Annotated in this window: 20 protein-coding genes; 7 read left to right on the plus strand and 13 right to left on the minus strand. The window is 62.5% G+C overall.

Features of this window, described 5'->3' with window-relative positions; translation table 11 throughout:
* Nucleotides 1-112: 112 nt before the first annotated feature.
* The 7 genes from ACWUKX_RS28670 to ACWUKX_RS28700 form a co-directional block, all read right to left on the minus strand.
* Nucleotides 113-1,669: a serine hydrolase gene (locus ACWUKX_RS28670; protein WP_456010043.1), complete on the minus strand. Its 1,557-nt coding sequence runs from the start codon at nucleotides 1,667-1,669 to the stop codon at nucleotides 113-115.
* A 133-nt stretch (nucleotides 1,670-1,802) separates the two neighbouring features.
* A complete protein-coding gene (locus ACWUKX_RS28675; RefSeq protein WP_456010044.1) occupies nucleotides 1,803-2,630 on the minus strand; it encodes an ABC transporter permease in 828 nt (275 codons plus the stop codon).
* Nucleotides 2,558-3,334: an ABC transporter ATP-binding protein gene (locus ACWUKX_RS28680; RefSeq protein ID WP_456010046.1), complete on the minus strand. Its 777-nt coding sequence runs from the start codon at nucleotides 3,332-3,334 to the stop codon at nucleotides 2,558-2,560. Before ACWUKX_RS28680 ends, ACWUKX_RS28675 begins: the two co-directional genes overlap by 73 nt.
* Entirely contained in the window at nucleotides 3,334-4,380 is a 1,047-nt protein-coding gene (locus ACWUKX_RS28685) for an ABC transporter substrate-binding protein (protein ID WP_456010047.1), read from the minus strand. Before ACWUKX_RS28685 ends, ACWUKX_RS28680 begins: the two co-directional genes overlap by 1 nt.
* Nucleotides 4,381-4,447: 67 nt before the next feature.
* A complete protein-coding gene (locus ACWUKX_RS28690; protein WP_456010048.1) occupies nucleotides 4,448-4,885 on the minus strand; it encodes a VOC family protein in 438 nt (145 codons plus the stop codon).
* Between the two features lie 2 nt (nucleotides 4,886-4,887).
* A complete protein-coding gene (locus ACWUKX_RS28695; RefSeq protein WP_029351103.1) occupies nucleotides 4,888-5,619 on the minus strand; it encodes a FadR/GntR family transcriptional regulator in 732 nt (243 codons plus the stop codon).
* 10 nt (nucleotides 5,620-5,629) lie between these two features.
* The gene (locus ACWUKX_RS28700; RefSeq protein ID WP_456010049.1) at nucleotides 5,630-7,093 is read right to left on the minus strand and encodes an FAD-binding oxidoreductase; all 1,464 of its coding nucleotides are present in this window, start codon (nucleotides 7,091-7,093) and stop codon (nucleotides 5,630-5,632) included.
* A 330-nt stretch (nucleotides 7,094-7,423) separates the two neighbouring features.
* On the opposite strand from ACWUKX_RS28700, the gene ACWUKX_RS28705 reads away from it, so the two are divergent.
* From ACWUKX_RS28705 to ACWUKX_RS28720, 4 genes are read left to right on the plus strand one after another with little or no spacing between them, the layout of a single operon-like run.
* On the plus strand, nucleotides 7,424-8,164 hold the full coding sequence (locus ACWUKX_RS28705) for an ATP-binding cassette domain-containing protein (RefSeq protein ID WP_456010050.1): 741 nt from the start codon (nucleotides 7,424-7,426) through the stop codon (nucleotides 8,162-8,164).
* The gene (locus ACWUKX_RS28710) at nucleotides 8,154-9,263 is read left to right on the plus strand and encodes an ABC transporter permease subunit (RefSeq protein WP_029351097.1); all 1,110 of its coding nucleotides are present in this window, start codon (nucleotides 8,154-8,156) and stop codon (nucleotides 9,261-9,263) included. The genes ACWUKX_RS28705 and ACWUKX_RS28710 overlap by 11 nt, the downstream gene beginning before the upstream one ends.
* A 53-nt stretch (nucleotides 9,264-9,316) precedes the next feature.
* Complete coding sequence (locus tag ACWUKX_RS28715) at nucleotides 9,317-10,321, plus strand: sugar-binding protein (RefSeq protein ID WP_029351095.1); 1,005 nt, start codon at nucleotides 9,317-9,319, stop codon at nucleotides 10,319-10,321.
* Between the two features lie 47 nt (nucleotides 10,322-10,368).
* Nucleotides 10,369-11,118 carry a glucose 1-dehydrogenase gene (locus ACWUKX_RS28720; protein WP_455841341.1) on the plus strand — a complete coding sequence of 250 codons (750 nt, stop codon included), beginning with the start codon at nucleotides 10,369-10,371 and terminating at the stop codon, nucleotides 11,116-11,118.
* Between the two features lie 69 nt (nucleotides 11,119-11,187).
* On the opposite strand, the gene ACWUKX_RS28725 is transcribed toward ACWUKX_RS28720, so the two are convergent.
* The 4 genes from ACWUKX_RS28725 to ACWUKX_RS28740 form a co-directional block, all read right to left on the minus strand.
* Entirely contained in the window at nucleotides 11,188-11,763 is a 576-nt protein-coding gene (locus tag ACWUKX_RS28725) for a dihydrofolate reductase family protein (RefSeq protein WP_456010051.1), read from the minus strand.
* A gap of 128 nt (nucleotides 11,764-11,891) precedes the next feature.
* Entirely contained in the window at nucleotides 11,892-12,425 is a 534-nt protein-coding gene (locus ACWUKX_RS28730) for an SRPBCC family protein (RefSeq protein ID WP_456010052.1), read from the minus strand.
* Nucleotides 12,425-12,811 carry an ArsR/SmtB family transcription factor gene (locus tag ACWUKX_RS28735; RefSeq protein WP_456010053.1) on the minus strand — a complete coding sequence of 129 codons (387 nt, stop codon included), beginning with the start codon at nucleotides 12,809-12,811 and terminating at the stop codon, nucleotides 12,425-12,427. Before ACWUKX_RS28735 ends, ACWUKX_RS28730 begins: the two co-directional genes overlap by 1 nt.
* Nucleotides 12,812-12,958: 147 nt before the next feature.
* Nucleotides 12,959-13,594 (minus strand): ankyrin repeat domain-containing protein, encoded by a 636-nt coding sequence (locus tag ACWUKX_RS28740; RefSeq protein WP_456010054.1) that lies wholly within the window; start codon nucleotides 13,592-13,594, stop codon nucleotides 12,959-12,961.
* A gap of 224 nt (nucleotides 13,595-13,818) precedes the next feature.
* Between ACWUKX_RS28740 and ACWUKX_RS28745 the strand changes: the two genes are divergently transcribed.
* The 3 genes from ACWUKX_RS28745 to ACWUKX_RS28755 all read left to right on the plus strand — a co-directional run bounded on the left by ACWUKX_RS28745 (nucleotide 13,819) and on the right by ACWUKX_RS28755 (nucleotide 15,890).
* A complete protein-coding gene (locus tag ACWUKX_RS28745; RefSeq protein ID WP_456010055.1) occupies nucleotides 13,819-14,388 on the plus strand; it encodes a histidine phosphatase family protein in 570 nt (189 codons plus the stop codon).
* An 87-nt stretch (nucleotides 14,389-14,475) separates the two neighbouring features.
* Nucleotides 14,476-14,868, plus strand: a complete 393-nt coding sequence (locus ACWUKX_RS28750) for a VOC family protein (RefSeq protein WP_455841337.1) — start codon at nucleotides 14,476-14,478, stop codon at nucleotides 14,866-14,868.
* A 167-nt stretch (nucleotides 14,869-15,035) separates the two neighbouring features.
* On the plus strand, nucleotides 15,036-15,890 hold the full coding sequence (locus tag ACWUKX_RS28755; RefSeq protein ID WP_456010056.1) for an aldo/keto reductase: 855 nt from the start codon (nucleotides 15,036-15,038) through the stop codon (nucleotides 15,888-15,890).
* 251 nt (nucleotides 15,891-16,141) lie between these two features.
* Here ACWUKX_RS28755 and ACWUKX_RS28760 read toward each other — a convergent pair whose 3' ends face one another.
* Both ACWUKX_RS28760 and ACWUKX_RS28765 read right to left on the minus strand, forming a co-directional pair.
* On the minus strand, nucleotides 16,142-16,447 hold the full coding sequence (locus tag ACWUKX_RS28760; RefSeq protein WP_023799134.1) for a hypothetical protein: 306 nt from the start codon (nucleotides 16,445-16,447) through the stop codon (nucleotides 16,142-16,144).
* Between the two features lie 132 nt (nucleotides 16,448-16,579).
* A complete protein-coding gene (locus ACWUKX_RS28765; protein ID WP_456010057.1) occupies nucleotides 16,580-17,383 on the minus strand; it encodes a class I SAM-dependent methyltransferase in 804 nt (267 codons plus the stop codon).
* Nucleotides 17,384-17,844: the final 461 nt, after the last annotated feature.

The raw sequence follows: 17,844 nt of genomic DNA on the forward strand, positions 1-17,844 counted from the left end.
TGGGACCGTCAAGGTTGTCAATCGGCGTGGAGCTGAGCGCCGCATCGCGAACGCCGGCGCGGCCCCCGCTCCGTCTCGGCGAAGCCGACAACCGTCTCACCACCATTTGACCCTAGTCACCCACGCGCGTCAGCGTGCCCAGATGATTGCCGTCGAGAAATTCCACTGTCACGGCCGACGCCTTGCCGTCGGGGCCGATGACGAAACTTACGCCAGACGGCGCATCCGGCGTCTCGGCGTCCGGGAAGGTCACGAACAGATCGCCGTCGAAATGCTTCAATGAATAGGACCGCGCGCCGGCCGGCCCGACCTTGAGCACAAGAGCGTCTCCCGCACTCGACACGACCGCATCGCCGATGAAGTCGTTGAAGTAATGGCCTGCATAGGCACTGGCCGGCCCGGCCGGCCTGGCCGGAGACGGTGGCGCGGCATACGTGGCCTTGGCAGCCGCGACTGCCGGGCCGAACAGGCTCGCGTAGGTGTCATCCCATGCCTTGACCCAATCCTTCTCGACCGCTCCATCAAAGACGAGATCGGCGAAGCTGTCGGACAGCCCTTCCGGCACCCCTGTCGAAAAGGCGTTGGCGACGATCACGATGCCAAGCTTTTCCTCCGGGAAGAACGTCACCAGGGTGCGGGCGCCGACGCTGAACGCGCCGGCATGACCCCAGCTCAGACCATGCCGCCCGAATTCGACATTCCAGCCGAGGCCGTAGAAGGACTCGCCGCCTGAGACGGGGTTCTTGCCGCGCGCCATCAGCGGAACATGCGTCTGGTCCAGCGCGTCGGCTTTAATGAGTGCCTCGCCCGCATAGACCCCATTGCCGAGTACGAGGCGCACCCATTGCGAGAGATCGCGTGCCGTGGAACTGACGCCGCCTGCGGGCGCCTGCGCATCCGGATCGCGCTTTACCTTCGCGGCCCAGACGCCATCGACCTTGACGTGGAGCGCGGCGCGATTGGCGTGCTTGATGAAGTCCGCATGACGGGAGCTGGTCGACGCCATTCCAAGCGGACGGTAGAGCTTCTCCTCGGCGATCTCCTCCCAAGGCTTGCCCGTCGGCTTCGCGGCCGCGACGGCACCCTCGGTCAGTCCGAAATTGCTGTATGAGTAGCCGGCACGAAAGCTCGACGATGGCGACACGAACCGCAGACGGCGCAGTATCTCCGCGCGGTCATAGCCAATGTCCTCGAGGTCGTCTCCGGCGGTGCCGGGAAGTCCGCTGCGGTGCGCAAACAGGTCGCGAACCGTGAGTTCGCTGGTCGGATAGGGCTCGGACAGCCGGAAGGCCGGATCGAGATCGGCGATTTTCGTATCCCAGGAAACAATCTCGTCGCTGACCAGTGCCGCCACTATCGTTGCTGAGACCGGCTTGGAGAGCGAGGCGATCTGGAACACCGTGTCTGCATCGACGGCCTCCGGTTTGCCGGCTTCGCGATGCCCGAAACCCTTGAGGAAAACCACCTTGTAGTCATGGACGACTCCGATGGCGAGACCAGGCACCCCGCCATCCGCGACGACGCCTTTAGCGAGTGCCTCGAGCTTCGACAGGGCTGCCGCGATCCGGTCAGGCGTAATGGTGTCGGCCGACGCCGCATGCGGCGAAAGCACCATGACGGCGATGAAGGCCCGCATCCCCCAACGGCGGAAATTCCGACCCAGGCCCACGCTCGAGCTCCCCCTATCCCCTGCAAGCACTGGCCATACTACAGGCCGACGCAGGAAAGGCCAACCCTCGCCTGGGCGGCTAGAGCGAAGTCCGCAGTGCGACGCCAAGCGGCCATCCCTGGGAGCCAGCCGGTCAACGGTATCGAACCGAGCACCGCTCAGCGGCGACGACCGTCATGAAGAACCCGATCGACAACAGCGATGAGAGCACGATGGCGGCGTAGAGCCGGTCGGACTGATAGTTGAAGGTCGCCTGGATGATCAGCGCGCCGAGACCTTTGTCGGAGCCGATCCATTCGCCGACGATCGCGCCGATCACCGCGGTCGCCGAGGCGATCCGCAACGAGGCGAAAAGCATCGGCAGCGCGCGCGGCAGGCGCAGGCGCCAGAATATTTCCCAGCGCGTCGCCGACAGCACGCGGAAGAGCTCGTGCTCGCTGGGGCTCGCCGATTCCAGCCCCCGGATCATGTTGATGAGCGTTGGGAAGAAACAGATCACTGCAGCGATCACGATCTTGGGCAGCATGCCGAGGCCAAAGATGAGGATGACGACCGGCGCCAGCGCAAGCACCGGGATCGTATTGAAGAACAGCACGACCGGAAAATAGGCTGCCTGAAGCGTACGGCTGTGCACGAAGACGATCGCCAGCAGCACTGCAGCGAGGTTGCCGAGGACGAAGCCGGAGAGCGCCTCGATGGCCGTCGGCCAGAGGTTCGACAGGAGAAGTGAGCCGTTCCTGGCAAACACGCCCGCTATCGCGGTCGGCGTCGGAACGATATATGCCGGCACGCCGGCGAGCGGCAGCAGGAATTGCCATGCGAGAATGAGCGAGCCGGCGCCGAGGATCGGCAGCACGGTCTGTGCGAACGGCGAAAGCGCGCCGCGGTTCACGAGGCCGCCCCAAGGGCGGAGCGCATCCTGGCCATCGCCGCGACGATTGCCGGATCCTCGCGCGAGCATCTGTTCTCCGGCCCCTTCAGCGGACGAAGGTCGTGGTCGGCGACGATCCGTCCGGGATGGGCCGCAAGCACGATTACGCGCTGCCCGAGATAGACGGCTTCGGCAATGGAATGCGTGACGAACAGCACGGTCGTTCCGGTCCGCCGCCAAAGGTTCAGCAGTTCGTCGTTGAGGCGATCGCGGGTGATCTCGTCAAGAGCGCCAAAAGGTTCGTCCATCAGAAGCAGACGTGGCTCGCCAAGCAGCGCCCGGGCGATCGCCAGCCTTTGGCGCTGTCCCCCGGAAAGCTGATGCGGCAGGCGCTCACCGAGCGCCGACAGGCCGACGAGTTCGAGCAGCTCGTCTGCCCGGTCGTCTATCATGCGCGACAGGCTGCGGCGGCCCACCTGGATCGGCAGCCGCACATTCTCGCGCGCCGTGCGCCACGGCAAAAGGGTCGAGTCCTGAAAGACGAAGCCCACGCCGCGGCCGGAGCGCACAGCCGACGGCGTTTCGCCCATCACGCGTATCGTGCCCGCGAGTGGCGCCAGCAGATCGGCGACAACCCGCAGAAGCGTCGACTTTCCGCACCCCGAAGGCCCGAGGATGGACAGGAACGTCCCGGCCTCGACTGTCAGTTCGAGACCGGAGATCACCGTCACGGGCGAGTGCCGGCCGGGATAGCCGACGTCGAGCCCGGAAGTTTCGATGGCCGGCGCGGCCATCAAGAGGCAGGCGCGCCGAGCTTCGGCCGTTCAGCCGCACTGAGTTCGAGAATCTCAGTCGTATAAACGTCCTCGGCCTTCGGCCTGCCGTTCGGATACTGGCCAATCTGGTCAAGCAGCGCGATCTGGCTCTCGATCGAGGCAGGATCGAAGGTGCCCCATCCATCCTTTTTCGTGTTGTCGTCGAACGACAGTTTCAGCACCAGGGGGATCGTCTTCTTTTCCCAGCCTGCGTCGATCTCGGGATAGGCAGCGACGAGCTTGTCGACCGCCTGTTCGGGATTGGCGTGGACCCAGCCCCACCCCTTGGCAACCGCGCCGATGAATTTCGCCAGGATCTCGGAATTGGATTCGATGGCGCTGTCGGTTGCGAAATAAACGTCGGCATAGGACGCCAGGCCCAGCTCCGACAACAGCAGATCGATGCGATCATTGCCGACGACGCTGAGCGCCTGCGTGTTGGTGATCCAGCCGCCGATCGCATCCACGTCGCCACGAACCAGCGGCGCCTTGTCGAAGCCGACATTGACGATGGTGACTTCGGAAGGGTCGATCTTGTTCTTCGCGAGCATCGCGTCGATGGCGAAGCGCGCGGTCGGCTGCGTGCCGATCCGCATACCCTTCAGGTCCGCCGCCGACCGGATCGGCTTCGCCGGTTTCGAGGTCAGCGCATAAGGCCCGGTGCGATAGCCGCAGGCGATGATCTTCACCGGAACGCCGCTCGCCCGTGCGGCATAAAGTTGAGGCGATTCGGAGAATTGGCCGAGCTGGGCGGCACCCGACACCACCGGCGGCACGGTGGCGGCATTCGGTCCGCCAGGGCTGAACTCGACTTCGAGTCCGGCCTCTTTGAAGTAGCCATTGGCGACAGCTGCCACGTCGCCGATCTGGCCGTTCGACATCAGCCAGTCATACTGGATGACGAGCTTGGCAGCAGCCGAGGCGCTGGCGCCAAACAGCTGAAGTCCCGGCCCGAAAGCCGCCAGGCCGGCGGCGCCGGCCTTCAGGATCGATCTGCGATTCCACTGCGATGTGTTCCCACTCATCTTCTTGCTCCTTTGTTGGACTGTTTGCATGCGGCGCGGCCCTTCTTGCGAGGCCGTCGCGATCCAATCACGCTTGCGTGTCGTGATAGTCGCCCGGTCCCGCGCCGGTCCAGGCGTAGAGCTCCCACAGCGTCCCGTCCGGGTCGTGGAAGTAGGCGCAGCGCGCGTTCCAGACATAGTCGCCGGGCGGCCCGACGAACGGCACTCCCTTGTCCGACAGTTCGGCATAGAGCCGGTCGACCTCGCCGGCGCTTTCGAGTTCCATGGCGACGCATGCCTTGTGCGCCTGCTTCGGAGAGCGGACATTCGAGACGCCGCAGTGGCGATTGATGTGATCCAGTTCCCAGGCGGCGAGTGTCACGCGCTCGGAATGAAAATCGACAAAGCCCTCGGCGCGGCGTCTGATCCGGTAGCCGAGTTTCTGGGTGTAGAAGTCGATGGTACGGTCGATATCCTCGACAAGAAGGCAGATATCGGTGATTGCCTTGGTCTGCCCGAGCGACATGGTCATTTGCCTCGATTGATCTTCGCGGTGAGTTCGACGCCTACCCGCGATGCCGCGCCATCGATGTGCCGGCGCATCGCCTCGCCGGCAGCCTGCGGATCATGCGCGGCGAGCGCGTCGTAGATTCGCACGTGCTCGGCGACGTTGACCTCGACCAGGTCGTGCAGCGGATTGGTGAGGCGGGCATAGTGGATCGACTGGCGGATCTGCTCGCAGACGAAGGAGATGAAGGTGTGGATGTAGCTATTGCCAGTGGCCCGGGCGATCGCCCGATGGAAAAGCAGATCGGCCTCGATGCTGCCATCCTCCCAGCGCTCCTCGCCGCCCATGCGGTCCAGCGCAGCCTTGATCGCGTCAAGATCATCGGATGTACAGCGCACCGCAGCGAGTGTGGCGGACTCGGTCTCCAGAATGCTGCGCAGCTCGAAAAGCTGCTCCATGTTGCGCTGGTCTTTCAGTGCTTCACGGTCGATCCGGATGGCTGTCCGCTGTTCCGGCGCCATGACGAATGCGCCCACCCCCTGACGCGCCTCGATCATGCCATCGGCGCGAAGCTGCGCGATCGCTTCCCTGACAACATTGCGGCTGACGCCGAACTTGTCGGCGAGCTGGCTTTCGGTGGGAAGCCGGGCTCCCGGGATGATGTCGCCGCCCTCGATCTCGCGGCTCAGATGCGAAGCGACGCGATGCGGAAGCGCCTCCACGCTGCCGATGATGGACGAACGCTGCTTCATGCGGCTTCCCCTACACATCGCCTGGACCAGGCATGAGGCACGCGGGATTGAACAGGCCTGCCGGATCGAAGGCTGCCTTGATCGCGGTATGAAGCTGCCGTTCGCGTTGCGACAGGCCGGCCCAGAACACCTGACTGCGGCTGCGACCGACGCCATGCTCGGCACTGAACGAGCCGCCGAGCGCGCCGACCAGTTCATAGAGTCGGGTCAAAACCGCCTGGCCCACGGCCCTCGCTTCGCCGGGGTCGCAATCGATGGGAGGCAGCACGTTGAAATGGATGTTCCCGTCACCCGCGTGGCCATAGGTCAGGGATGTCCAGCCTGGCCACTCGCGCTCGATGCACGCGCGTGCTTGCTCGATCAGCTTCGGCACCTGGCTGAGGCGAACCGAGAGGTCGGTGCGGACATGAAAGCCGCGCCGCGCCTGCCCCTCGACCAGGCCCTCACGGATGGCCCAGAATGTGGCGGCCTGGGAGCGGCTTTGCGCGACGACGCCGTCCTTGATCAGGTCGCTCTCAAGGGCGCGCGCCAGCATCGTTTCAAGAAGTCCGCCGGCATCTATCCCTGGCCCACAGGCGAGTTCGACGATCGCATGAACCGGACATGGCTGCGTCAACGGCGAGCGCAGCTTCGGATCGATGAGGTGGGCCAGCGGCAGGCACTCCTCGCCGATGACCTCAAACGCGCTGAGAAGGTCGGAGCAGAGATGCCGCGCCATCCGGAACAGTTCGCACGCCTGGCGGAAGCTGCCCAGTCCCACATAGGCAGTCTCGACCTGCGTCGGCCGGGGCGAGAGCCTTACTTCGACGCCCGTGACGACCCCGAGCGTTCCTTCCGAGCCGATCATCAATTGCTTCAGGCTGTAGCCGCGATTGTCCTTGCGCAGCCCATTCATGCCGTTCGACAGTGTGCCGTCCGGCAGGACCGTCTCAAGCCCGAGCACCAGGTCACGCGTCATGCCGTAGCGCAGCACATTGATGCCGCCGGCATTTGTCGCGACATTGCCGCCGATCGTGCACGATCCCTGCGCACCAAGCGCGAGAGGGAAGGTCATGTCGGATGCTTCAGCGGCGTCCTTGACGTCCTGCAGCACGGCACCGGCGTCGGCTTGCAGCGTGAAGTCGAGCGGATCGACGCAGCGTATCCGATTGAGACGCTCAAGCGACAGCACTGCGTAGTCCGAACTGTCGGGAATGGCGCCACCGGCAAGTCCGGTATTGCCGCCTTGCACGACGATGGCGACACCGCTTTGCGAGCACCATCTCACAAACGCCTGGACATCTTCCACGGATCCTGGACGCACGATGAAGCGGGCACTTCCGCGCCTGTCGCGGCTCCAATCGATGAGGTAGCGCTCTGCCAGCGGCGACTGTCCGTCTATCAGCGCGTCAGCCGCCAACTGCGCAGGCAGTTCAATTGCGCCAGAAGCTTCGCGTCGAAGCGATGGGTGATCCGTAGCCATGGGTCTGATCATACGGTCATCCTACAACTTCGCAAGTCCCATTCTTTCGGTGGGCAGTCATTACTTCGGCGGCGAAATCCGCGGCCCACCCCGCAATCCACGCCCGCGCCTGAACTGTTCCCCCTCGATAACTGCTACTTTAGCCGACCGGAGCCGATGCTTAATATGGTCGCGTGGAATCGAAGCCCGGCGCAGACGATCTGCTCCAGGGTCCACCTGCCCCCCTCTAACAATGGATGCCGGCCTCCTTCGAATAAGTATTGTGTCGAATACATTTCGCTGATTAGCTGTCTTGCATAAGTCCGGGACAAGATTGGCAAATGTTGTCCGGGGAGGACCGCGATGCCGGTGCTTGAGGTTCGCCACGTTTCCAAGAATTTCGGGGCCATCCAGGCCCTGACTAACGTCAGCTTCCAGGTGGAGCGAGGCGAAGTCGTGGGTCTGATGGGAGACAACGGCGCGGGCAAGTCCACGGTGGTCAAGACCGTGGCTGGGAATTTCCCGCCGAGCGACGGCGAAATTGTCGTGGACGGCGAGGTTTGCCATTTCCATAAACCCGTCCAGGCCCGCGCCAAGGGGATCGAAGTCGTTTATCAAGACCTGGCGCTCGCCGATAATCTGACGGCGGCGCAGAACGTCTTCCTGGGCCGCGAGATCAAGAAGGGCTTCTGGCCAATCAGAGTGCTTGACAAGCAGGCGATGATCGACCGCTCGGCAGCGCTGTTCAAGGAACTCAAATCGGAAACCAGGCCGCGCGATCTGGTCAAGAAGATGTCCGGTGGGCAGCGCCAGGCGGTAGCTATCGCCCGGACCCGGCTTTCAAACGCCAAGCTGGTGTTGATGGACGAGCCGACCGCCGCCATCTCCGTACGCCAAGTGGCCGAAGTGCTCGAATTGATCCGGCGCCTCAAGGCGCAAGGCGTCGGCGTCATGCTGATCAGCCACCGCATGCCTGACGTTTTTGCCGTCGCGGACCGCATCATCGTGCTCAGGCGAGGTTCGAAGGTTGCCGACAAGGACACCGGCAACACATCGCCCGAGGAAATCACTGGACTGATAACGGGGGCCATCCGTGGCGAATAGTGTTCAGGAATCGGCCGGGAATGCCGGCCAGCCGGCCATGTCGGACTTCGTCCCGACCAAGGAACAGACAGCTTTCCAACGCGTGATTTCAAGTCAGCCCTTCTGGGTGACGATCGCGCTGATCGCGCTCGTCATTTTGATGACGGCGATGGAGCCGAGCTTCGGCACCTCTGAAAACGTCGCCAATGTGACGCGCAATTTCGCACCTTTCGGCATCATGGCCCTCGGCATGACGGTTGTGATCATCACCGGTGGCATCGATCTGTCGGTCGGCTCGATCATGGGCCTCGTGGTCATCGTCGCCGGCCTGTTCCTCACTTGGCATTATCCCTGGTATGTCGCCTTCGCCATGGGCCTTTCCTCCGGTCTGGCCTGCGGCGCGGTCAATGGATTCTTTGTCGCCTACGTCGGAATGCCGTCCTTTGTGGTCACCCTCGGCATGTTGTCCGTCGCGCGGTCGCTGGCGGTGGTGTTCTCGGCCAACCAGATGCTTTACCAATTCGGGCCCGATGCTCCGATCGTGAAGGCGATCGGTCAGGCGAAATGGCCGCGGCATGGACCCGAGGACTGGGCACCGCACTGGATACCGGAACTGTCGTCGCAGTTCTGGACCATGGTGATCCTGGCGCTGATTGTCGGCTTCGTGTTCAATTTCACTGCCTGGGCCCGGCATCTGTTCGCCATCGGCGGCAATGAGGAGGCGGCACGGCTCACCGGCGTTCCGGTCGACTGGATTAAATTCCAGGCCTACCTTTTCTCGGCCTTCACCGCCTCGGTCGCCTCGCTCCTGCTCCTCGGCTACAACGGCTCGGCCATCAATGCGATGGGCCAAGGCTATGAGCTGCGCGTCATTGCGGCGACAGTCATTGGCGGCGCCAGCCTCATGGGCGGCGCCGGCACGGCCTTCGGTGCGATCATCGGTTCGGCGTTCCTCGAGGTGATCAGGAATGCGCTGCTGATGGCCGGCATCGATTCAAACTGGCAGGGTGCCTTCGTCGGCGCCTTCATCGTTCTTGCGGTTCTTTTGGGCATGCAAACCGGCGGCAAATCGATCCTCGCCGCGTCGCTGGCAGCCTTGATGCCCAAAAAAAGCCGTTAGAAACCCGCCGGCGGGAGGCCTGCGGGACATCACACCAAGGAGGAGAACATCACATGAAAAAACATCTGCTGACGGCGGCCGTCACGCTTGGCGCAATGGTGCTCGCCGTTTCCGGTGCCGAGGCGAAATACACCTTCGCCCTGGTGCCGAAGAACATGAACAATCCTTTCTTCGACCAGGCACGCGACGGCTGCAAGAAGGCCGAAGCCGAATCGAATGGTGCCCTGGAGTGCATGTATATTGGCCCCGGCGAGCATGGCGGCGGCGATGAGCAGGTACAGATCGTGCAGGATCTCGTGGCCAAGAAGGTGGACGGCATCGCCGTGTCGCCATCGAACGCCGCGGCCATGGCGGTTGCGCTGCAGGCCGCCAAGGAGGCCGGCATCCCGGTCCTCACCTGGGACTCCGACCTCCTGCCCGAGAACAAGGATCTGCGCGTCGCCTATATCGGCACGCACAATTATGAGATCGGCGCGAACCTCGCCAAGCTCGCCATGCAGATCAAGCCCAAAGGCGGCACGATCTGTATCCAGTCGGGTGGCGCGGCGGCGGCCAACCACAATGAGCGCATGCAAGGCATTCGCGACACGCTCTCGGGGACCAAATCGGCTGCCTCACCCGGCGACCGTCTGACCGGACAGAACGGCTGGACCGAGATCGATGGCTGCCCACTCTACACCGACGATGACTTCCCGCGCTCGGTGCAGCAGTTCGAGGACATCATGGCGAAAAACCCGAACCTCGACGCGTTCATCCCAACCGGCGGCTTCCCGCAGTTCATCCCCGACGCCAACCGCGCCGCGGTCGCACCGTACAAGGACAAGATCGCCTCGAAGGCCCTGGCGCTGGTCGTCGCCGACACGCTTCCCGTGCAGATCGACCAGATGAAGGAAGGTTTCTCGCTTGGCCAGGTCGGCCAGCGGCCGTTCGAAATGGGCTACAAAACGATGATGGCACTGAAGGACATGAAGGACGGCAAGGCTCCGCCGGCCGACCCGACCTACACCGGCCTTGACATTTGCACTCCGGAGACAGCGGATACCTGCATCGCCAAATAGTGCTATTGGGCGGGAGGAAACTCCCGCCCTTTTCCTAGGGGATCTCAATGTCGGAATTATTCTCGCTCAACGGCCGTGTCGCGTTGGTCACGGGTGCTTCGCGTGGTCTCGGCTTCGCAATGGCCAAGGCACTTGCGGAAAACGGCGCGACGGTGATCGTCAATGCCCGCGATCCGGCCGCCCTCGCCGCAGCGGCCGAAAGCATCGGGGCCGAAGCGCTGCCATTCGATGTCACCGACGCAGCGATCTCAAGGGCGTCGCTGGAAGGAATCGTCGAACGCCACGGCCGCCTCGATATTCTGGTCAACAACGCCGGCATCCAGCATCGAAGTCAGTTGGTCGAATGGCAGGACGAGGATTTCGACCATGTGATTGCCGTCAACCTCTCGGCCTGCTTCCGCATGATGCGCGACGCGGTGCGCCTGATGCTGCCAAACAAGTTCGGGCGCATAATAAACACCGGATCGGTTGCAGCGATACTTGGCCGTCCCACCATTCACGCCTATGTGGCGGCAAAGGCGGGCCTACACGGGCTGACACGCTCCACGGCCGCTGAGCTGGGCCGTCACGGCATCACCGTCAACGCGATCGCCCCCGGCTATTTCGCTACCGAGCTCAATACCGCGCTTATGAGCGACGAGGCCTTCACCAAATGGGTCGAGACACGAACCCCGGCGGGCCGCTGGGCCCAGCCTGAGGAGCTCGGCGGAGCCGTGGTGTTTCTCGCCTCCAACGCTGCCGCCTACGTCAACGGACATGTACTGGCCGTTGACGGCGGGCTATCGGTTTCGCTCTGACCTGCGACGCGCCTTTCAGGAACAAATTTCAGCCGGGCAGCGCTGCGAAATCTGCGAAGACCGGCTGAGTTAGCCAATTCCATAGACCAGGCTCACGCGCCCATCCGTGAGCTGCTGAACCTTCCGCAGTTCGAGCCCACGACGATTTTGCGTTGCTCCAAACAGCCCCTTCCCTTCGCCGACGAGCAGCGGATAGACGATCAGCCGCAGTTCATCCACCAGCCCGGCATCGATCAGGCTCGCGGTCATTCGCGCACCGCCCATGAGATAGATAGCCTTGCCCGGCTGCTGCTTGAGGGCAGCGATGTCTTCGAGCCTCCGCATGAAGCGCGTCTTTGGCCAGGCCGCTGAGGTCATTGTGTTCGACAGCACATGATGCGGGGTCTGTTCGGCAAAGCGGGCCCATTCGAGCTCCGCCGGCGTCGGCAATTTGCCGGTCATCGGCAGCGGCTTGTCCGGCTCATTCTGGATCGCGCTCCAGTAGCGCTCGTAGCCGGCGTACATGACGCTCCCGAGCAGGCAGGCATCGATTTGCGGCGTCAGCCCATACTCCTCCGACCACGCGTCGACCCAATCGGCGTAACCCTCGGGTCCCTCCATCTTGCCGTCGACGGAAACCTTCATTCCGGTGATCAATTTGCGCATGACTTCCTCCATCGGGCTTGCGAAATGCAAGCACGTTTCATCGTCGGTTCGTTGCTGGTGTGCGAGCCTCCAAGGCCGATGCCGGTGGAGGCTGGGCGGTGACTTCAGGGGTGGCCGACGCGATCGTGTCAGGCCGGCAGGCGGCGGTCGTATTCTTCCCGCAGGCGGCTCCAGCCATCCCAGAACGAGGTAGGTGTCTTGCCCGCAAGGCGGGCGGCCAGCATGTCGAGGTGCATGTGCCAGCCGGCGGTGACGTTGAGCTGGATTGCGCGTTCCGGCAGCCGGCGATGGACGACGGTGAGCAGCACATTGTTGCCCTTCGGCTCCAGCAAGAAGGAAACGCCGCCGGTGTTTCCCCAGGTGATGGCGAGATTGTAAGGCGGATCGAGCTCTGTGATCCGGCCCTCCATCCGATGCTCTTCGGGAAAGCCCGCAGGGCGCTGGCCGGGCGGGTCGGTCAGCTCGTCGTTACGCCAGACGAACTCGAACGACGTGCCGGCCTCCATTTCCATCTGGCCCGCGGCCATCCACTGCCGACGCAGGTCACTCTCGGTGAGATAGGCCCAGACCCGCTCGATGGGGCCGGGCAAAAGCCGCTGGATGGTGAACGTGGCGGGCTCGGTCAGCTCGCCATAGGCTTCGATGTTTTTCATCTGGTTCATTAGTCGTCTCCTTCTTTTGAGGTGGGCGATTTCCTGGAATCATCCTGGGCTTTTCGTGCGTCCTCCTCGTGAAGGAGACGTTCGAGAACGTCGAGACGGTTGGTCCAGAAGCGCTCGTAGAAGCCCAGCCATTGGTGGGCGCTGGCCAGCGGTCCGGGTTCGAGGCGACAAAGATGCGTGCGGCCCCTCACCTCTCGACGAATAAGCCCGGCATTCTCCAGCGCCTTGATGTGCTTGGAGGCCGCCGCCAGCGACATGGCGAAGGGTTCCGCCAGCTGGCTTACCGTTCGCTCGCCGCCGGCGAGGTCGCGAAGCATCCGCCGGCGGGTGGCGTCGCCAAGGGCATGAAAAACCGCGTCGATCTGGGGTGTCTCTAATTCAACCATGTAGTTGAATATAGAGTCACGCTTTCTGATTGTCAACCGATTGGTTGAATGATTTCGGTAGGGAGCTCCACAGGCGGCCTGCGGCGATCGAGGACATTCGGCCAGTGCAAGACCACGGACATGGTCACTGTGGCGGAAGCGGGACCTTCACTTGCCTTCGAAGAAAGAATGAATCGAGACTTCCAGCTTTTCGATGAGTTGAGGGTTATGGCAGCTTCCAGCCCAGATCAGGGCGTTCAGTCTCATATCCTTGTTGAGAAAGTTCATTTTCCGAGAATCAAGCAGGTATCCCGCGACCTCGTAGTGCCGTCCCTTGATAGCCTCGATAAGCGCGTTGTTTCTTCCGGTCTTGTCAGTAAGATTCACGTCGGCGCCATTCTCGACAAGCAACTTAACGACATCCAGATGCCCGTTCTTTGCTGCTTCAATAAGGGCCGTTCTGCCGCAGTAGTCGGCTCTTGCATCGATCTCTATTTCGGGATGTTTCACCAGGGCTAAAATAGAGGCGTAGTGGCCCTTGGCAGAAGCAAGGCTCAAAGGCGTGCTCTTCCATTTGTTTCTGGAATTCACATCGATTGCTGGGTGTTCGATCAACGCCTCGACCGCCGCGGTGCGGGCATTGAGGGCTGCGAGATGAAGGGCTGACCAGCCGCCGCCGTCCGCCTCGTTGATATTGGCGCCGGCCGCCAATTCCGCTTGAACGGCCTCCGCATCGCCCCTTTCTGCCGCGAGCAGCAGATTCGACCAACCTCTCGCCTCTTCGGCTTCCAAGCTCTCGGTCAATGCAGTCGCCTCCCCGAATGCTCCCCGCAGGATATCATTGTTCCGGTTCGGCCGACATCCACCGGATGACCGACCCGCTCGAACTTGAAGCCGGCCCTCTGATCAAGGCGGAACTGGCCGATGTCCTCCGGCAGCGGGGCCGATAGAGACGAACAGTAAGCGCGCACTCTATCGAGAAATTGCCGGCACTTGCCAAAGCCGCTATCGGAAAGGTGAGAAGCAACATGCGAATTGGACGTCGGCGATTTCTTGTCCTGTCGCTCGGAGCGGCTGCCTTCGGCAAGGCACGCGCCACCGAGCCGCTCTGGTCAGCCCTGCGATCCGGAGAAGCCATTGCCTTGCTGCGCCATGCCGCGGCCCCAGGCTCCGGCGATCCGCCTGGCTTCAGGCTCGGTGATTGCAGCACCCAGCGGAATCTGTCGGAAGAAGGTCGTGCGCAGTCCCGCGCAATCGGCGACCTGTTCCGTGCGAATGGCATCTCGACGGCAGCCGTCTATTCGAGCCAGTGGTGTCGTTGCCTCGACACCGCTCGCCTGCTCGGGATCGGCGAAGTTGTGCCTCTCGAGCTGCTCAATTCATTCTTTGGCGACAGTTCGGCCGGCGAGAAGCGCACCGCCGCTCTTTTGGCCTGGCTTCGCGGGCAGCGTTTCGGCGGACCAGCCGTCCTTGTCACGCATCAGGTCAACATCACCGGCTTGACCGGCGAGGTGCCGGATAGCGGCGAAATGATCATCGCCCGTATTCATCAGGCTGACCCCGTGCAGGTCATCGGGCATGTTGCCACGCCGGCTTGAGCATCATGGCCTTCGACCCCATCTCGTGCAGCATCGCTTCAGTCGTGGAACGACGACGTGCGAGGAGAGATCAAAGGGAGTGATCGCATGGCTATCGATTTCAACCATACAATACTGCCGGCCCGCAACAGCGAGGCGTCGGCAAAGTTCCTGGCGGAAATGCTTGGCCTTCCAGCCCCGAGGCGCTGGGGGCCTTTCCAGATGGTCACGACCGAAAACGGTGCCAACCTCGACTACATGGATACCGGCGGCGAAATCAGGCCGCAGCATTACGCCTTCCTGGTCAGCGAAGCCGAGTTCGACGAGATCTTCGGTAGGATTCGTGAACGGGATCTCCCGTACTGGGCCGACCCTGGCCGGACGCAGCCGGGCGAGATCAATCACCACGACGGCGGCCGCGGCGTTTATTTCGAGGACCCGAACGGTCATCTTCTCGAAATCATTACCCGTCAATACGGCAGCGGCGGATGGAACCCGTGATCGCTCGGTGACGTAGCCAGGTTTGCGATGGCAAGGACGGCATCGCGCTAGCGGTTGCAATCTTGGCTGCCTGGGCCGGACTTGCCTCCACCTGTCGACTGGGCATTGGCGGATGCCGCGCCCAGATAAGCGCTGCGCTGGGCTAAACGATGCAGAAGGACCTGAGCATGCCTGAACAGATTACACCAAGTAAGCCTGAACAGATCACATTGAACGACGGCTCAGCCATTCCCCAGATCGGCCTTGGCGTGTGGCAAGTCGATCCGGCCATCACGGCCAAGATTGTGAGTTGGGGGATCGAGGCCGGCTACAGATTGATCGCCACCGCCGAAGGCTACCGGAACGAGGAAGGCGTCGGGCAGGCGATCCGCACTGGTGGCGTGCCGAGAAGCGAATTGTTCATCACCTCGAAGCTGCGCAACGGCGCACATCAGCGCGACGCCGCCCTTCGGGCTTTCGACGAGACGATGAACAAGCTCGGCATCGATCAGATCGACCTGTTCCTGATCCACTGGCCAGTGCCCAGCCAGGGCAAATATGTCGAGGCGTGGAAGACCCTGATCGAACTCAGGAATGGCGGCCGGATCAGGTCGATCGGGGTTTCGAATTTCAACCAGGACCATCTGGAGCGGATCATCGGCGAAACCGGAGTCACGCCCTCGGTCAACCAGATCGAACTGCATCCCCGGTTTCAACAGCGCCACATCAGGGAATTTCATGGCACGCACAACATCCGCATCGAAAGCTGGAGCCCGCTGGGCAGCGGCCGGCTGTTGAGCGATCCGACCCTCGAAAAGATCGCCGGAAAACACCGCAAATCCGTGGCGCAGGTGATCATCAGATGGCACCTTCAGGAGGGGCTGATCGTCATTCCAAAGTCGATCCACCAGGACCGCATCGCAGCTAACTTCGATGTCCTCGATTTCGAGCTGGACGGGGCAGACCTCGAGCTCATTCGAGGCATGGATTCATCAGACGGCCGCACCGGGCCGAGCCCCGTCACGGCAGCATTCCTGTTCTGAGGCTCTGAGGCAAGCTTGAAGAGAAGGAGCCGACGGGTGAAGCTGCCAATCTCCCCACTTGTGGGGGAGATGTAAGGCAGGACAGAGGGGGGGGCGCTGCTCGGTCGCTATTGAGGTTGGCGTCGCTCTACGGCGCCCCCTTTGTCCTGCCTTCTTTGCCAAAACTTGGCATCTCCCCCACAAGGGCCCACAAGGGGGTGATTGGCAGCTTCGGCCCCAACGCTGTCCTGTGACGACCGCGACAGCCAGCCTCATATCCCCGACCCATCCAGCAGCGGGACATCTTCTTCGTCCCAGGGGCTGGGCAATGAACCCTTGCTCAGATTGGCTGTCGGCAGCGGCATCCAGCACTTCAGCTCGGGTTCGGCGTATTCAACCACGCGTCCTGGAGACGAGTCGGAAGCGCGCCAGCCCTCACTGCCGAACTGGTCGGCTCGAGACCAGTAAGCCAGGTCGACTTCCGCCGGCCCCTGTTCCGACGGCCGAACCGTGACCAGGATTCGGCTGCCATCCCTTGGCGCGCTCGACATGTGACGCCACCGATCGGGCTCGTCCATCGTAATCTCCTCGCGCAGTCTGCATCTCGGCTGTCCAGACGAATAGTCGCTTCGCGTACAACGCCGGTCAACCCGAACTTTGCGCAGGACAGTCTATGGTCGGCGGCCTGCCGGTCTGGCGCGGGCTCGCGCTCAAACCTTGGCCTTGACTGCCCAGGCTCTGGTTTTCAGGGGAATGGACCCCTCCTTGCCGCGCGGCAGACTATCGCGGAGCCTCTCCATCAATTTCTGGCGAGCTGCGGGGGCGAGACTCATGCAATAGCCGGGCGCCGGCCCTGCACCCAGGGTGAAGGGGTGCCAATAGTCTTCAAAGTCCTTGAATACGGCCGGCATTTCAATCCGCGTGGAGTCGATGGAAACCAGGCCCGCCTTCTCAGCGAGATCGGTCAATCCATCTTGTGTGCAAAATGGAAAACGCCTGTCTTCGGTAAGGTCGATGGCGCCGGGGTCAAGCGCGGTCGCAGCGGTCCAGAAGGCCCGCATGAATTCCACCCCGCCGCCAGGGTAATCCCACACATAGAACCCGATCGTCGCTCCGGGGCGGGCCACCCGCCTCATCTCGGCAAGCGCCTTTTGCTTGTCGGGGATGAAGTTGAGAACGAGCGCCGACACGACCATGTCCTTGCTGCCCGATTCGACAGACAACGCCTGCGCATCGCCTGCGAGAAACTCGACACGTTCGTCCGGCACGTTTGCACGCGCCTTGGCGAGAAAACCCTCCGACGGGTCTATCGACACCAGGCTGCTGGGGTTGCAGCACGCCATGATGGCTGCCGAAAGCACCCCGGTTCCGCAACCCACCTCCAGCCAATCCAGCCCTTTTGCCGGATCGAGCCAATTCAGAAACAGCGGGGCGATCTGACGGCTCCATCGCCCCATATAGAGGTCATAGCTATCCCCGGCCTGCCAAGCGTCGTGACGTGCTGCCTCAGCCATCGCAATCTCCTCCCCGAGAAAATTTCAGACATTGGACCGCAACGAGAATACGTTCGCCTCAACTCCAGCAACAGAGGCATAAGAGTGCGGTTCGGGTTCGAAATGCACAGCGGAGGGATCAGACGCTTGACCTCTCCGGTCCCGAGGGAAATCGCCTGCTGACGCAGGCGATCGATCGGCTGGTTTCGTAGGCCCTCCTGGCCGGTTCGCCGACTATCGCTGCGTTGCCGCTCTGGGAAATTCCACCACGTCTGCGGGCGGACGCTTGTACTGGGCTGCGGTAATTGCATCAATCAGGATATCCAGAGCCGCACGAGCCGTGCGGCTCGTCTCGTCATCGCCGCGCAAATAGTGGCAGGCTCGTTCAAGATGGAGGTGGGCGGCGGCAAAGTCGCTAGAGCGGGATGAGATTAGTTTCGGTCATAGCCGGAGTTTTTGAAGTAGTGTGAGCACTCGGCGGA

The sequence above is a fragment of the Mesorhizobium sp. f-mel genome (assembly GCF_053850215.1).

What these genes read in the sequence shown, in the direction of transcription:
- ACWUKX_RS28675 (WP_456010044.1), bottom strand. Translation starts at nt 2,630, where the DNA reads ATGCTCGCGCGAGGATCCGGCAATCGTCGCGGCGATGGCCAGGATGCG.
- ACWUKX_RS28680 (WP_456010046.1), bottom strand. Translation starts at nt 3,334, where the DNA reads ATGGCCGCGCCGGCCATCGAAACTTCCGGGCTCGACGTCGGCTATCCC.
- ACWUKX_RS28685 (WP_456010047.1), bottom strand. Translation starts at nt 4,380, where the DNA reads ATGAGTGGGAACACATCGCAGTGGAATCGCAGATCGATCCTGAAGGCC.
- ACWUKX_RS28690 (WP_456010048.1), bottom strand. Translation starts at nt 4,885, where the DNA reads ATGTCGCTCGGGCAGACCAAGGCAATCACCGATATCTGCCTTCTTGTC.
- ACWUKX_RS28695 (WP_029351103.1), bottom strand. Translation starts at nt 5,619, where the DNA reads ATGAAGCAGCGTTCGTCCATCATCGGCAGCGTGGAGGCGCTTCCGCAT.
- ACWUKX_RS28700 (WP_456010049.1), bottom strand. Translation starts at nt 7,093, where the DNA reads ATGATCAGACCCATGGCTACGGATCACCCATCGCTTCGACGCGAAGCT.
- ACWUKX_RS28705 (WP_456010050.1), top strand. Translation starts at nt 7,424, where the DNA reads ATGCCGGTGCTTGAGGTTCGCCACGTTTCCAAGAATTTCGGGGCCATC.
- ACWUKX_RS28715 (WP_029351095.1), top strand. Translation starts at nt 9,317, where the DNA reads ATGAAAAAACATCTGCTGACGGCGGCCGTCACGCTTGGCGCAATGGTG.
- ACWUKX_RS28720 (WP_455841341.1), top strand. Translation starts at nt 10,369, where the DNA reads ATGTCGGAATTATTCTCGCTCAACGGCCGTGTCGCGTTGGTCACGGGT.
- ACWUKX_RS28725 (WP_456010051.1), bottom strand. Translation starts at nt 11,763, where the DNA reads ATGCGCAAATTGATCACCGGAATGAAGGTTTCCGTCGACGGCAAGATG.
- ACWUKX_RS28730 (WP_456010052.1), bottom strand. Translation starts at nt 12,425, where the DNA reads ATGAACCAGATGAAAAACATCGAAGCCTATGGCGAGCTGACCGAGCCC.
- ACWUKX_RS28735 (WP_456010053.1), bottom strand. Translation starts at nt 12,811, where the DNA reads ATGGTTGAATTAGAGACACCCCAGATCGACGCGGTTTTTCATGCCCTT.
- ACWUKX_RS28745 (WP_456010055.1), top strand. Translation starts at nt 13,819, where the DNA reads ATGCGAATTGGACGTCGGCGATTTCTTGTCCTGTCGCTCGGAGCGGCT.
- ACWUKX_RS28750 (WP_455841337.1), top strand. Translation starts at nt 14,476, where the DNA reads ATGGCTATCGATTTCAACCATACAATACTGCCGGCCCGCAACAGCGAG.
- ACWUKX_RS28755 (WP_456010056.1), top strand. Translation starts at nt 15,036, where the DNA reads ATGCCTGAACAGATTACACCAAGTAAGCCTGAACAGATCACATTGAAC.
- ACWUKX_RS28760 (WP_023799134.1), bottom strand. Translation starts at nt 16,447, where the DNA reads ATGGACGAGCCCGATCGGTGGCGTCACATGTCGAGCGCGCCAAGGGAT.
- ACWUKX_RS28765 (WP_456010057.1), bottom strand. Translation starts at nt 17,383, where the DNA reads ATGGCTGAGGCAGCACGTCACGACGCTTGGCAGGCCGGGGATAGCTAT.